Raw genomic sequence first — 12,672 nt, forward strand, 5'->3', positions numbered from 1 at the left:
GCTGGAGCGGCGATGCGCGGCACAGAATCGGTGATGGAAGTTGCGCGCAAGAACATCATCGACGGTCTGGGCAAGGGGTTGCGGGTCATTGAGGCCTTTGACGACGAGCACGCCCGGCTCACGGCCTCAGAAACCGCGATCCGGGCTGACATCTCGCGCACGGCGGCGCGGCGCTATCTGCTGAGCCTGGTGCACTTTGGTTACGCCTACACCGACGGCAAGCGTTTCTGGCTGTCGCCCCGGGTGCTGATGCTGGGGCAGAGCTACCTCAGCGCGGCGCGACTGCCGCGTCTGGTGCTGCCCTTCATCCAGCGGCTGGCGGCGGAATGCGGCGAGAACTTCAATTTCAGCGTGCTCGACGGGCACGAGGTGGTGTACCTGGCGCGCAGCCAGAGCAACCGCATGGTGACGATCGGGTTTCCGGTCGGGGCCCGCGTGCCGGCCCATGTGGTCACGCCGGGGCCGGCCATCCTGTCGGCCTGGGAGCCTGCGGCCATGGAGGCCTGGGTGGCCGAGCATGAGTTCAGCACCTTCACCGCCAACACCCCCACCCACGCCGAGGTGTTCCGCCGCGACGTGGAGGCGGCGCGCGAACTGGGCTACTGGGTGGCCGAGCAGCAGCTCAGCTCGGGCCTGCGCGGCTTTGCCGTGCCCATCAAGACGCGGCGCGGTGAATGCGTGGGCGCGGTGGGCGCCACCATGACCATGCACCAGAGCCGCGAGGCCATGGTGGCGCGCTTGCTGCCGCGGGTGATGGATGTGGCGATGCAACTCCAACAAGTGTTGTGACCCCCCCTGAGTCGCCTTCGGCGCCTTCCCCCCGAGGGGGACAACACCAGCGGCCTGGCAAAGCCAGCTCCGCGGTGTCTGCTTGCATGGCTTGCTCCGCAGCCTTTTGAATGTGTAGGCCCTTGTTCTTCAGATGCAGCGCCCAGTCGCATAGGTCTGGGTAAGGTCCCCAATTTCAGGCTATCGAGCCCCCACGGGACGACACCAGCGGCCTGGCAAAGCCAGCTCCGCGGTGTCTGCTGGTATGGCTTGCTCCGCAGCCTTTTGAACGGTGAGGGCGGGGTGGAATCGGACGGTATGGGTCCTCGCACAGTGACTTGGCTGCGTTCTGTTTTTTGCTCAGGTCTGCATGCGCAGCCCCAAGACATCTCGGTCGGCTGGGGTGCTTTTCAGCAGGTGTTTGCTTGGGCTCGGGTCCAGTGGGGCAGGGGGGCGGCGCGGTGCAGGACGTCGTCGTTGAGCCAGCCGGCGCTTTGGCGGGCTTGGGCGGCGACGTGTTCGGCTGGGAGTTGGGCGTAGTCGTCGTTGCTCACGTCCAGGCTGTAGTCGCCGTTGTAGCCCAGGCGGGCCAGGCGCAGCACGAGGTCGGCCAGTTGTTCGCTGTGGGCGCCCTGGCCGGGGAAGACGCGCAGGCTGCGCGTGGTCTGGCCGGGGATTTCGGGGGCGGGGATGTCGCCCATGAAGTCGGACAGTTGCACCTGGAAGATGCGCTCGGGTTCGAGCTCGATCAGGTCGTCCAGTGAGTCGCCGTTGGCGAACATGTGGAAAGAATCCAGGCCCAGGCCCAGGTTGCTGCAGTTGGCATCGCTCACCACATCCCAGGCATCGAGGAAGCCGCGCACGCTCTGGCCCCAGGACAGGGCCTTGTAGGCCACCTGCAGCCCCAGCGGCACGGCCAGCATGGCCAGCTTGTGCAGGTCGGCGGCGAGTCGGGCCAGGTCGGTGCTGGCGTGGGGCAGGGTGCTGGCGCTCACCAGCAGCCGCGGCGCACCCAGTTGGGCGCAGGTCTGCAGCATGCTCTTGGCCACTTCGACCTTGTACTGGTGCAGCGGCCCGCTCAGGCCTTCGAAGTCGTGCAGGGTCTGCAGGCCGGCCGGGTGCAGCCCGCTGGCGCGCAGGGCGGTCACGGCTCCGGCCACGCCACCGGGGTGGCTGACCACGTCGCGGGCGTCCAGCATCACCTTGCTGAAACCGGCCTGGCGGATGGCGGCCAGCCGGGCCTCCAGCGGGCCGGCCAGGGTGCGGCTGTCCAGGCTGTAGCTTTCAAACATCGTCATGGGGGCCTCGGTCAGTCACCCGTGCGGTGCACGAGTTCGAAGGACACCGAACCCAGTTCGCGCCGCGTCAGCGCGCCGCGGTCCTCGGGGTGCAGGCTGCTGGTTTCGATGAATTCGACACCGCGGCTCTTCAGCAGGGCCACGGCCTGCCCCACATCGGGCGTGCCCAGGCCGATGCGCTCCAGGTTCTCGGGCGCGCGGTCGCTTTCCATCCAGGGGTCGGGCTCGATCAGCTGCCACATGAACTGGCCGCAGGGGCTCTTCAGCACCTTGCCCTTGGGCAGGATGCCGTAGCGCTGGTCTTCCGGCACGGTGCTGAAGTCGAACATGGTCTCGTAGTAGCTGATCCAGTCCTCGCTGCGACCCGGGTCCACGTACTGCACCAGGCCGAAGTAGTCCAGGCCGGCCAGGGCCGGCGGGTGCTGATCGACGCCCGGGATGGGCTTGAAGTCGATGTCGTAGATCGAGAACTCGGTCCAGCGGTCCACCAGATAGATGCGGCTGCCGCCCGGGCCATGGATGGCCGGAATGTGCAGCTCCATGGCCTGGGCATGGCTGGGCACCGGCCAGGCGCCGAGTTCCACACAGCGGGTGTGGGCGCGCAGGGCGTCCTTGACGCGGAAGGCGACGGCCGAAATGACGGGCTTTTCGTCCACCAGGGCGCTCACGCGGGCGTCCTCGCTGTGGGCGTTGATGATCAGGTTCATGCCGCCCTGGCGGTACAACATGACTTCGCGCGAGCGGTGCCGTGCAATCGGCTTGAAGCCCATGGTCTCCAGCACATGGCCCAGGGCCTGGGGGCGTGTGGTGGCGTATTCGATGAATTCGATGCCGTTCAGCCCCAGGCGATTGGGCATGTCGGGCACGGCTTCGCGGTCGGTGCCAAGTGGGGTCATTCGGTCCTCTTCGGTTCGCAACAGCCCGTCCAGTGGCCTGGTGCGGCCGTTGGCAGGGCGATGGGGCGAGTATGCCGCCAATGCTGCCAAGGGCCTGCACGAAAGCCGGGTGTGCTGCCCGCATCAAACGCATGCCGCGCAGACTGCGCGATAGTCGCTCGTTTTGTGCTGTGGCACGCGCGGGCCGGCCGGGTCTTCAGACCAGGCCGCGCAGGATCTCGGCGATCTCCTTGAGCCCGGGCAGCAGTTTCTGCAGGGCGGCGTCGCCCGGGTAGGCCTCGCGCTGGAAGGTCAGGCTCAGGGCCCCCACGCTGCTGCCCTTGCGATTGACCAGGGGCACCGACAGCCCGCAGATGCCCAGGTTGATGAATTGGTCGGTGGCGGCATAGCCCTGCTGACGGGCCTGGGTCACCGATTCCTCGAAGGTGGGCTGCGAGGTGATGGTGTTGGCCGTGAAGCGGCTGAAATCGTGCTCGCCCAGCCAGTGCGCCAGCGCCGGGGGCTCCAGGCTGCTCAGCAGCACCGGGCCCGGCGACACGCAATGCGCGGGGATGCGGGCCCCGGTGTGAAAACCGATCGACAGCACGCGAGGTGAGTTGCTGCGGGCCAGGTAGACCACGTCGTGGCCGTCCAGCACGCTGAGGTTGCCGGTCTCGCCGGTCTGCATCGACAGGCGCTGCAGAAAAGGCATCACCAGCCGGGGCAGGCGGGCCGATTCGAGGTAGGTCTGACCGATGCGCAGCACCCGGGGGCGCAGCCAGTAGTGTTTGCCGTCGGTGTCGGCGTAGCCGAAGTGCACCAGGCTCAACAGGTAGCGGCGTGCCGCGGTGCGGGTCAGCCCGGCCAGCTCACCCGCCTCGGTGGCGGTCAGGCGGGGGTGTTCGTCTGAAAAAGACTCCAGCACGCGCAGGCCTTTTCCCAGGCCTTCGATCAGGTGCTGGCGGTCGATGGCGGGGGGCTGACTCATCAGGGTGACCTCCGGTGAAACCCCTATTGTGATTCATTGGCGCACAGCCGCGTTCGATCATCGCACGCGTCGAGGGGGCCGGGTCTGGTGTTTCAGGGGCTCGCCACCTACATTCGCCTCCACCCCGAAGCGGCTTGACGGCCGCCTCGACGTGTCAGGGCCCTGGCGTGCGAGCACGCGGTGCCCCAGAACGGCATTCGACAACACAACCGACGATTGGAGACATCCATGTCTGATCAAAAAGCCGCGAAACACGGCTTGCAACAAACCAAGAAAGCGACCGCCAGCGGCTGGATCGGCTCGGTGCTGGAGTATTACGACTTCTTCATCTACGCCACCGCCGCCTCGCTGATCTTCCCGCAGATCTTCTTCCCCTCGGGCAACCCGACCGTGGCCATCGTGGCTTCGCTGGCCACCTATGGCGTGGGCTATGTGGCGCGCCCCATCGGTGCCTTCTTCCTGGGCCATTGGGGCGACACCCATGGCCGCAAGCAGGTGCTGGTGCTGTGCATGTTCCTGATGGGGATCTCGACCATGGCCGTGGGCCTGCTGCCCACCTATGACCAGATCGGCCTGTGGGCACCGGCGCTGCTGGTGCTGATGCGCCTGGTGCAGGGCTTTGCCGTGGCCGGTGAGATCTCGGGCGCCAGCTCGATGATCCTGGAGCACGCGCCGCTGGGCCGTCGCGGCTATTACGGCAGCTTCACCCTGCAAGGCGTGCAGGCCGGCCAGATCCTGGCCGCCGCCATCTTCCTGCCCCTGGCCTATTACCTGCCGAGCGAGCAGTTCAACAGCTGGGGCTGGCGTGTGCCCTTCCTGCTGAGCTTCATCGTCATCGTCGTGGGCTACTACATCCGCCGCGAAGTCGAGGAAACCCCGGTGTTCGCCGAGGAGGCCAAGCAAGGCGCCGTGCCCCGTGCCCCGATCGTGCAGGCGTTTGCCGAGAGCGGCCCCAACATGCTGCGCGTGGTCTGCATGGCCTTGATGAACGTGATCCCCGTGGTCACCACCGTGTTCGGTGCGGCCTACGCGGTGCAACCGGGCTACGGCATCGGTTTTGACAAGAGCGTGTACCTGTGGATTCCCGTGCTCGGCAACATCGTGGCCGTGCTGGTGATTCCCTTTGTGGGCAACCTGTCCGACCGCATCGGTCGTCGCCCCCCGATCATCGTGGGCGCCCTCGGTGCCGGCCTGCTGTCCTTCGGCTACCTGTATGCCATCAGCACCAAGAACGTGCCCCTGGCCGTGGTGATGTCGCTGCTGATGTGGGGCGTGGTCTACCAAGGCTACAACGCCGTGTTCCCGAGCTTCTACCCCGAGCTGTTCCCGGCCCGCACCCGCGTCACCGCCATGGCCATCTCGCAGAACATCGGCACCATGTTCACGGCCCTGCTGCCGGCCCTGTTCGCTGCGGTCGCCCCTCCCGGCGCGGCCGACATCCCGACCACCGTGGGCGCCATCGCCCTGGGCATCACCGTGATCGCCTCGCTGGCAGCCTGGTCCGCCCGCGAAACCTTCCGCCTGCAGACCAAGGACCTGGGCAAGCCCGATGCCGCCCCCGTGCCGGCGGCTGAATACAACCAGGCCCGCGCCCAGGCCCTGGCCTCGGCCAAGCGCTGATACCCGCCACACCCCCTGCCATGGCAGGGGGCGCTGGCCCGAGGGCCCGCCCTGGGCGGGCCTTTTTTCATGGACCCTGACCACCGGCGCACCACCTCTCTTTGACTCCTGGAACTGACATGCCCATCAGCGGAAAAACCCGACTCATCGCCCACATCGGCTACCCCACCGAGAGCTTCAAGGCGCCCATGATCTACAACCCCTGGTTCGAGCAGCAGGGCATCGACGCCGTGGTCGTGCCCATGGGCGTCAAGGCCGACGACTACCGTGACACCCTGCAGGTGCTGCGCCGCTTCACCAACCTGCACGGGGCCCTGATCACCATGCCGCACAAGGTGGTCACGCTGGACCTGGTGGACGAAGCCACCCCCACGGCCCGCATCGCCGGTGCCTGCAACGCCATCCTGCTGCGCCCCGACGGCAGCCTGCTGGGCGACCAGTTCGATGGTGCCGGCTTTGTGCGCGGCGTGGAGCGCAAGGGCTTTGCCCTGGCGGGCCGGCGAGTGCTGGTCTCGGGCTGCGGCGGCGTGGGCTCGGCCATCGCCGCCTCGCTGGCGGCCGCCGGCGTGGCCGACATGGCCTTGTTCGACTTCAACACCGCCGCCTGCGAGGCCCTGGCCGGCCGCCTGCGTGCCCACTACCCGGCGCTCACCGTGAGCACGGGCTCGAACGACCCGGCCGGCTTCGAACTGGTCGTCAACGCCACCCCCCTGGGCATGAAGGACGGCGACCCGCTGCCCTTTGATGTGGACCGCATCGCCCCCGGCACCTTTGTCGGTGAAGTGGTGATGAAGCAGGCCTACACCCCCTTGCTGCAAGCCGCCATGGCCAAGGGCTGTCCGGTGCAGCTGGGCACCGACATGCTGTTCGAGATGATCCCGGCCTACCTGGAGTTCTTCGGCTTCGGCAGTGCCACCCCCGAGCAACTGCGCGCCGTGGCGCAGATCCAGTATTGAGGGTTCAGGCCGGGGGCGGCCCCTGCAGGGCCCGCAGGTCGGGCAGGCCCAGCAGTGAACGCATCTGGGTGATGGCGATGGCGTTCAGCTGAGCCAGGCGCTGCTCAGAATCTAGCCCCTGGTGAATGAAGACCGCGTTGATGCTTTCAAGGTTCGAGAGCACCACCAACTGCTCCAGTGTTGCCGTGTCCCGTAGGTTTTCGCCCGCTTTGGCCTGGCCCTGGCGCCACTGGGCGGCCGTGAGGCCAAACAGGGCCATGTTCAGAAGATCGGCTTCACTGGCATAGATGATGCGCGCCTGCTCCTGCGTGATGCGTGGTGGAATCAGGTGTTCCTGGATCGCATCGGTGTGGATCTTGTAGTTCACCTTGGCCAGAGTCCGCTGTACGTTCCAGGCCAGCGATTGACTGCGGGCTTCAGCGTCCTTGAGACGCTGGAATTCCTTGATGAGGTAAAGCTTGAATTCAGGGCTGAGCCAGGAGCCGAATTCGAAAGCAATGTCTTTGTGGGCGTAGGTGCCACCATAGCGCCCGGCGCGTGCGTGGAGCCCGATTGCGGCCGTACTGGCTATCCATTTCCTGGCGGACAGGAAGAAGCTGTTTCGCCCTGCATTTGTTTTAATTCCCTCGAATTCGAGGGAATTAAAACCCGGGTTGTTGAGCTGTTCCCAAACCCCCAGAAACAAGACCGTCTCCTTGTTTTTGAGCCACTGTTCGATCAGGGCGTTGCCCCCCTCGAAGCCCTTCACCATGTCAGTCAGCGAGAGGTAGTCTTGCTGATGCCTTGAGGTGATTGTGACGGCTGTCCCTTTGACGTTGATGTTGCGTGTGTTCATGGCAGAGCCCATTCTGGGATGCCCTGTTGATTGGGGGCGGGCAGCCTGTTCCTTGGATCAGGCTGTTCGTCGATCTCACACTGTGTGCAACGCCATCAACAAGCCGCTGACCGTGAAGAACGAGGCCACGGTGCCGGCCAGCAGCGACGCGGCGGCGGTGTCTTCCTCGCCATAGGCCTGGGCCAGGATGGTGTAGATGCCCATCATGGGCATGGCGGCGCTGAGCACGGCAGCCAGTTTGAGTTGCGGTGCCAGCGGGGCCAGCCCGATCAGCGGCAGAGCGGACACGGCGGCCAGCACGGCCAGCGGGTGCAGCAGCAGCTTGCCCGCCACGATGGGGGCCACCCGGCGCAGCAGGCCACCGAATGACAGCCCCGTCAGCGTGCCGCCGATCACGAACAGCGACAGCGCCCCGCTGGCCTGGGCGAACAGGCCCACGCTGCGTTCCAGCGCGGTGGGCAGGTGCAGGCCCGACAACGACACCCCGAAGCCCAGCAGCAGACCGATCACCATCGGGTTGGTGATCAGGCGGCGGCTGGTGTCCACCAGCAGGTGGCGCCAGCCCGTGGCGTGGCCGCGGGCGCGCTCGGCCATGGCCAGCAGCAAGGGGATCATCACCACGTTCTCGACCACCATGTTCAGGGCCAGGGCCACGCCGGCCACGGGGGCCAGGGTCAGCACCAGGATCGGGAAGCCCACAAAGCCGCTGTTCGAGCACGACAGGCCCATGGCGTAGCAGGTGCTCTGCAGGGCCGGGGTGTGGGCCAGGCGGCGGTAGGCGGTGTAGCCCAGGCCCAGGGTCAACAGCGAGCCCGCCAGATAGGCCAGCAGGTAGCTGGTGTTCAGGATCTCGCCGATCGGGTGCTTGGCCAGGGCATTGAACAGCATGGCCGGCAGGGCCAGGTTGATCACGAACTTGCCGAACACGCGCATGTCGGGCTTGCTGAACAGGCCCGCGCGCGTGGTCAGAAAGCCCAGGGCAATCGCGATGTAGATGGGGCCGGTGATGGCCAGGATATCGAGCATGAAGGTGGCTGAAAACGGCTCAGCGCCCGCGGCCTTCGGCCGGCGGGCGCTGAGCGGGGAGGGTTAATTCCAGGCCGCCGCCCGGCCGCCCGAAGGCGGCCTGCGGCCCCCTCGGGGGGCAGGGAGCGACACGCAGTGCACGACCGTGGGGGCCAGGCCGCCGCCCGGCCGCCCGAAGGCGGCCTGCGGCCCCCTCGGGGGGCAGGGAGCGACACGCAGTGCGCGACCGTGGGGGCCTTTCAGGTACGGGCTTGCTGCACGGCCGAGACGGCGGCACGCAGGGCCAGCATGTAGCTGTCCACGCCAAAACCGCAGATCTGGCCCTTCACGATCTCGGCAAACACCGAGACGTGGCGGAAGGCCTCGCGGGCATGGATGTTGGACATGTGCAGTTCCACCACCGGCACGGTCAGGATGGCCAGGGCGTCGCGGATGCCGTAGCTGTAGTGGGTCCAGGCGCCGGCGTTGATCAGCACCGCGTCCATGCCTTCTTCGTAGGCCTGGTGGATGCGCTCGCACATGGCGCCTTCGTGGTTGGTCTGGAAGCTGACCACCTCGGCACCCAGCTCACGGCCCAGGTCTTGCAGCTGGCCATCGATCTGTTCGAGCGTGATGGTGCCGTACTGCTTGGGGTCGCGCTTGCCGAACATGTTGTGGTTGATGCCATGCAGCATGAGGATCTTCATCGCTTGTCTTTCTGTGTTGCTTGAATCGGGTGGTGATCAGGGGGCTTCAAAGGAGTTCGACCGTGTCGCCGCTGGCGGCCGCATGCGCGATGGCTTCGGTCACCCGCAGGTTGGCCAGGCCGTCGCGCGCACTCACCAACGGGGGCGCTTCGCCACGCACCACAGCCCCGAAATGCGCCATCTGCTGCACGATCGGATCGTCGCGCACCAGGCCCACCACGCCCACCTCAAAAGGCTTCCACCAGGAGGGCTCGCCGGTGCGGGGGTAGGTTTTGAGTCGCATCGTCGGGACCGCCAGGCTGCCCTGGGTGCCGGTGATGACGTAACAGTCCTCGTCATCGTAACTTGGATAGGCCTTGTTTTCCTGCGAGGTCTGCTCCCAGCTGCGTGCGCAGGCGGCGGTGTCGGACAGCATGAAGCTGCCCAGCACGCCATTGGCAAAGCGCAGGTTGATGCTCACCGTGTCTTCCACCGCGTGGCCGCGCACCGCGTTCGAGGCCAGGGCCTGCACGGCCACCACCTCGCCGCACAGCAGGCGCAGGTTGTGCACCTCGTGGATCAGGTTGAGCAGGATCGGGCCGCCGCCGGGCTCGCGTCGCCAGGGGCCCTCGTCGAAGTAGCGTGCCGGCTTGAAAAAGGTGGCGCTGCCCATCACCGCCACCAGGCGGCCCAGGGCGCCGGCCTGCACCACCTCGCGCGCCTTGGCCATGATGGGGCTGTGGGCCCGGTGATGCCCGATCAGCACCCGGCCCCCGGTGGCCTCCACGCGCTCGACCAGGGTCAGGGCTTCGGCCACGCTGGGGGCGATGGGTTTTTCCAGCAGCACCGGCAGGCCGGCCTCCAGGCATTGCAGGGCCTGGGGCACATGCAGGGTGTTGGGGGTGGCCAGCACGATGCCGTCGGGCCGGTCGTGGCGCAGCAACTCGTCCAGGCTGGGGTAGAGCGGCACACCGGCCGCTGCCGCCAGGGCCGGGGCGGTGGGGGAGGGGTCGACCACGGCGCTCAGGCTGGCGCCCGGGGTCTGTTGCAGGGCGGCGATGTGGGCCTGGCCGATGTAGCCGGCGCCAGCCACGGCGATGCGAAGGGGGTGGGTCATGCGTGTCTCAGTGTGGGTGGGTCTTCTAGCGCCGGCCCCGCCACGATAAAACCGCTTGATCGATTCACAATGCGCTTGAAATTCCATTCACAATTTCCTGATGGTGAATAAATAAATGAATCAAGCCTGGGATCTGGTGGACCTGCAGGTCTTCTGCCTCGCGGCCCGGCGGGGCAGCTTTGTGGGGGCTGCGACCGAACTCGGCATCTCGCCGGCCTATGTCACCAAGCGCATCGCCGGCCTGGAGCGCGCGCTGGGCGTGACCTTGTTCCACCGCACCACGCGCCGCGTGCTGATCAGCGAAGCCGGCGAGGCCGCCTACGCCTGGGCCCGGCGGGTGCTGGACACCGCGGGTGAGTGGCATGCCCAGGGCCCTGCCGGCGATGGGGCGCTGGCGGGCACCTTGCGCATTGCCACCAGCCTGCGCCTGGGGCGCAACCACCTCTCGCCCATCCTGGCCAGGCTGTCTGACCAGCACCCCGCGCTGGAGCTGTGGCTGGAGCTGGTGGACCGCCGCATCGACTTGCTGGGCGAGGGCTTTGACATCGACATCCGCATGGGTGAGGTGAGCGAGCCGCACCTGATCGCCCACCCCATCCTGCCCAGCGTGCGGGTGCTGTGTGCGGCACCGGCCTACCTGGCGCGGCGTGGCACCCCGCGCCAGCTGGCCGACCTGGCGCAGCACGACTGCCTGCTGTTCCGCGAACGGCACCAGAGTTTTGGCGTGTGGCGCCTGCAGGGGCCGCGCGGGCCCGAGACCGTCAAGGTCACCGGCACCCTGGGCTCCAACCACAGCGATGTGGTGAACCACATGGCCCTGGCCGGCAAGGGCATCGTGCTGCTGTCGAGTTGGGATGTGGATGAGCAATTGCGCAACGGCAGCCTGGTGCGCGTGCTGCCCGACTACCGCCAGAACGCCGATGTCTGGGCCGTGACGGCGGCGCGGGCCCAGCAGTCGCCCAAGCTGCGCCGTTGCCTGTCGTTTCTGGTGGACGAACTGCGCAGTGGCCCCAACGCCCTGCACACCTTCACCACCTGATCCGGCAGGCCTGGAGGGTTGATATTGGAATGATCTTCAAAAATGGAATAAGATTCCACAAATTGAATTCATGCCCAGCTCACCCATGTCCGCGCTCTCGATGTTCCTGTTGCCCCGCCCGCTGATGGCGGGGTGGGTGTCGTGCTGCGCAGCCCCGGTGTCGCAGGGGGAGGCGCTGTCGCGCCTGCCTTTCTTTTTCGGAGCCCGCTGGTACAGCAGCGCCTGAGCGGCGCCAGCCTTGCCTTGCTGTTGCCACCCCGGGCCCGCCGCGCCATCCAGGTGCGGGGGCCTGCTGTCCCCCGAATCCGAAAGACCCCCATGAACTTTGCCCTCAATGACGAACAGAAAATGATGATCGACACCGTGCGTCGATTCATCGCCGAAGAACTGCAGCCCCTCGAAGACGAGGTCGAGCAGCAGGGTTTTCTGGCCCCCGACAAGGCCCGCGCCGTGCACGAAAAAGCCAAGGCCCTGGGCCTGTACGGCCTCAACATCCCGGCCGAGCATGGCGGTGGTGGCCTGGGCGTGGTGGACCGCATCCTGTGCGAGGAGCAGTTCGGCCACACCAGCGACATCCTGATCCGCCGCGCCTTCGGCAACATCTACGAGCCCCTGCTCAAGTGCCAGGGCGAGCAGGTCGAGCGCTGGCTGCGCCCCACGGTGCGCGGCGAGCGCACTTGCGCGATTGCCATCACCGAGCCCGGCGCCGGCTCGGATGCCCAGGGCATCCGCACCCATGCCCGGCGCACCGACAGCGGCTGGGTGCTCAATGGCAGCAAGCATTTCATCAGCGATGGCGAATGGAGCGATTTCTTCCTGGTCTCGGCCAAGACCGGCGAGCGCGAGATCTCGATGTTCATGGTCGACAAGGGCCTGCCCGGTTTCACCGTGGGCAAGGACCAGAAGATGATGGGCCTGCGTGGCACGCCCCACGTCGAGCTGTTCTTTGACAACGTGGCGCTCGAACCCGTGGCCTTGCTCGGTGAGCAGGGCCAGGGCTTCAAGCTGGCCATGGGCGCGCTCAACGTGGTGCGCCTGGCCCAGGTGGGTGCGCGCGCCGTGGGCAAGGCCAGCCATGTGCTGGAGCAGGTGGTCGACTACGCTGCGCAGCGCCAGCAGTTCGGCCAGCCCATCGGCGACTTTCAACTGGTGCAGCAGATGCTGGCCGACAGTGTGATCGAGATCAATGCCGCGCGCTGGATGGCGCTGCACGCGGCCTGGCAACTCGACCAGGGCCAGGACGCCCGCGAGAGCATTGCCCAGGTCAAGGTGCATGCGGCCGAAACCCTGGGCCGCGTGGTCGACCGGGCCGTGCAGGTGTTCGGCGGCATGGGCTTCTGCAAGGAGCTGCCGATTGAGCGCTACTACCGCGACGCCCGCATCTACCGCATCTTCGACGGCACCAGCGAGATCCACCGCACCGTGATCGCGCGCAGCGTGCTCAAGAAGGGCGCCGCCCTGTTCGACCTGCACCGCTGAGGCCTG

Annotated in this window: 13 protein-coding genes; 6 read left to right on the forward strand and 7 right to left on the reverse strand. The window is 66.9% G+C overall.

Translation table 11 applies throughout. The annotated features are described in order from the left end of the window. Positions 1-12 precede the first annotated feature (12 nt). A complete protein-coding gene (locus L880_RS0112825) occupies positions 13-789 on the forward strand; it encodes an IclR family transcriptional regulator domain-containing protein (RefSeq protein ID WP_027476020.1) in 777 nt (258 codons plus the stop codon). Positions 790-1,178: 389 nt separating this feature from the next. Here the strand turns inward: L880_RS0112825 and L880_RS0112830 are convergent, their stop codons facing one another. The 3 genes from L880_RS0112830 to L880_RS0112840 form a co-directional block, all read right to left on the reverse strand. Beyond that, complete coding sequence (locus L880_RS0112830; RefSeq protein WP_027476021.1) at positions 1,179-2,066, reverse strand: sugar phosphate isomerase/epimerase family protein; 888 nt, start codon at positions 2,064-2,066, stop codon at positions 1,179-1,181. An 11-nt stretch (positions 2,067-2,077) separates the two neighbouring features. Beyond that, positions 2,078-2,962, reverse strand: a complete 885-nt coding sequence (locus L880_RS0112835) for a 4-hydroxyphenylpyruvate dioxygenase (protein ID WP_027476022.1) — start codon at positions 2,960-2,962, stop codon at positions 2,078-2,080. Between the two features lie 196 nt (positions 2,963-3,158). Continuing rightward, positions 3,159-3,929, reverse strand: coding sequence for an IclR family transcriptional regulator domain-containing protein (locus tag L880_RS0112840; RefSeq protein WP_027476023.1), 771 nt, complete (start codon positions 3,927-3,929; stop codon positions 3,159-3,161). A gap of 228 nt (positions 3,930-4,157) precedes the next feature. On the opposite strand from L880_RS0112840, the gene L880_RS0112845 reads away from it, so the two are divergent. Beyond that, the gene (locus L880_RS0112845; protein ID WP_157462842.1) at positions 4,158-5,549 is read left to right on the forward strand and encodes an MFS transporter; all 1,392 of its coding nucleotides are present in this window, start codon (positions 4,158-4,160) and stop codon (positions 5,547-5,549) included. Between the two features lie 119 nt (positions 5,550-5,668). Beyond that, entirely contained in the window at positions 5,669-6,505 is an 837-nt protein-coding gene (locus tag L880_RS0112850) for a shikimate dehydrogenase family protein (RefSeq protein WP_027476025.1), read from the forward strand. Between the two features lie 4 nt (positions 6,506-6,509). On the opposite strand, the gene L880_RS0112855 is transcribed toward L880_RS0112850, so the two are convergent. The 4 genes from L880_RS0112855 to L880_RS0112870 all read right to left on the reverse strand — a co-directional run bounded on the left by L880_RS0112855 (position 6,510) and on the right by L880_RS0112870 (position 10,148). Beyond that, positions 6,510-7,340, reverse strand: a complete 831-nt coding sequence (locus L880_RS0112855) for a KilA-N domain-containing protein (RefSeq protein WP_027476026.1) — start codon at positions 7,338-7,340, stop codon at positions 6,510-6,512. 75 nt (positions 7,341-7,415) lie between these two features. Further along, positions 7,416-8,366 (reverse strand): AEC family transporter, encoded by a 951-nt coding sequence (locus tag L880_RS0112860; RefSeq protein ID WP_019577516.1) that lies wholly within the window; start codon positions 8,364-8,366, stop codon positions 7,416-7,418. 239 nt (positions 8,367-8,605) lie between these two features. After that, positions 8,606-9,052: a type II 3-dehydroquinate dehydratase gene (aroQ, locus tag L880_RS0112865; protein WP_027476027.1), complete on the reverse strand. Its 447-nt coding sequence runs from the start codon at positions 9,050-9,052 to the stop codon at positions 8,606-8,608. Between the two features lie 46 nt (positions 9,053-9,098). Then, entirely contained in the window at positions 9,099-10,148 is a 1,050-nt protein-coding gene (locus tag L880_RS0112870; protein ID WP_027476028.1) for a Gfo/Idh/MocA family protein, read from the reverse strand. A 115-nt stretch (positions 10,149-10,263) separates the two neighbouring features. Here L880_RS0112870 and L880_RS0112875 point away from each other — a divergent pair, with 115 nt between their 5' ends. The 3 genes from L880_RS0112875 to L880_RS0112885 all read left to right on the forward strand — a co-directional run bounded on the left by L880_RS0112875 (position 10,264) and on the right by L880_RS0112885 (position 12,666). Then, complete coding sequence (locus tag L880_RS0112875) at positions 10,264-11,187, forward strand: LysR family transcriptional regulator (RefSeq protein ID WP_027476029.1); 924 nt, start codon at positions 10,264-10,266, stop codon at positions 11,185-11,187. 70 nt (positions 11,188-11,257) lie between these two features. Then, positions 11,258-11,413, forward strand: a complete 156-nt coding sequence (locus tag L880_RS35625) for a hypothetical protein (RefSeq protein WP_157462844.1) — start codon at positions 11,258-11,260, stop codon at positions 11,411-11,413. A gap of 92 nt (positions 11,414-11,505) precedes the next feature. Next, positions 11,506-12,666: an acyl-CoA dehydrogenase family protein gene (locus L880_RS0112885; protein WP_027476030.1), complete on the forward strand. Its 1,161-nt coding sequence runs from the start codon at positions 11,506-11,508 to the stop codon at positions 12,664-12,666. The last annotated feature ends 6 nt before the right edge of the window (positions 12,667-12,672 follow it).

Source organism: Curvibacter gracilis ATCC BAA-807 (genome assembly GCF_000518645.1).
GTDB lineage: Bacteria > Pseudomonadota > Gammaproteobacteria > Burkholderiales > Burkholderiaceae_C > Curvibacter > Curvibacter gracilis.

Excerpts from the sequence above, each read along its gene's own strand:
- L880_RS35625 (WP_157462844.1), top strand. The coding sequence starts at position 11,258 with ATGCCCAGCTCACCCATGTCCGCGCTCTCGATGTTCCTGTTGCCCCGC.
- aroQ (WP_027476027.1), bottom strand. The coding sequence starts at position 9,052 with ATGAAGATCCTCATGCTGCATGGCATCAACCACAACATGTTCGGCAAG.
- L880_RS0112855 (WP_027476026.1), bottom strand. The coding sequence starts at position 7,340 with ATGAACACACGCAACATCAACGTCAAAGGGACAGCCGTCACAATCACC.
- L880_RS0112830 (WP_027476021.1), bottom strand. The coding sequence starts at position 2,066 with ATGACGATGTTTGAAAGCTACAGCCTGGACAGCCGCACCCTGGCCGGC.
- L880_RS0112875 (WP_027476029.1), top strand. The coding sequence starts at position 10,264 with ATGAATCAAGCCTGGGATCTGGTGGACCTGCAGGTCTTCTGCCTCGCG.
- L880_RS0112850 (WP_027476025.1), top strand. The coding sequence starts at position 5,669 with ATGCCCATCAGCGGAAAAACCCGACTCATCGCCCACATCGGCTACCCC.
- L880_RS0112860 (WP_019577516.1), bottom strand. The coding sequence starts at position 8,366 with ATGCTCGATATCCTGGCCATCACCGGCCCCATCTACATCGCGATTGCC.
- L880_RS0112835 (WP_027476022.1), bottom strand. The coding sequence starts at position 2,962 with ATGACCCCACTTGGCACCGACCGCGAAGCCGTGCCCGACATGCCCAAT.
- L880_RS0112840 (WP_027476023.1), bottom strand. The coding sequence starts at position 3,929 with ATGAGTCAGCCCCCCGCCATCGACCGCCAGCACCTGATCGAAGGCCTG.
- L880_RS0112885 (WP_027476030.1), top strand. The coding sequence starts at position 11,506 with ATGAACTTTGCCCTCAATGACGAACAGAAAATGATGATCGACACCGTG.
- L880_RS0112870 (WP_027476028.1), bottom strand. The coding sequence starts at position 10,148 with ATGACCCACCCCCTTCGCATCGCCGTGGCTGGCGCCGGCTACATCGGC.
- L880_RS0112845 (WP_157462842.1), top strand. The coding sequence starts at position 4,158 with ATGTCTGATCAAAAAGCCGCGAAACACGGCTTGCAACAAACCAAGAAA.
- L880_RS0112825 (WP_027476020.1), top strand. The coding sequence starts at position 13 with ATGCGCGGCACAGAATCGGTGATGGAAGTTGCGCGCAAGAACATCATC.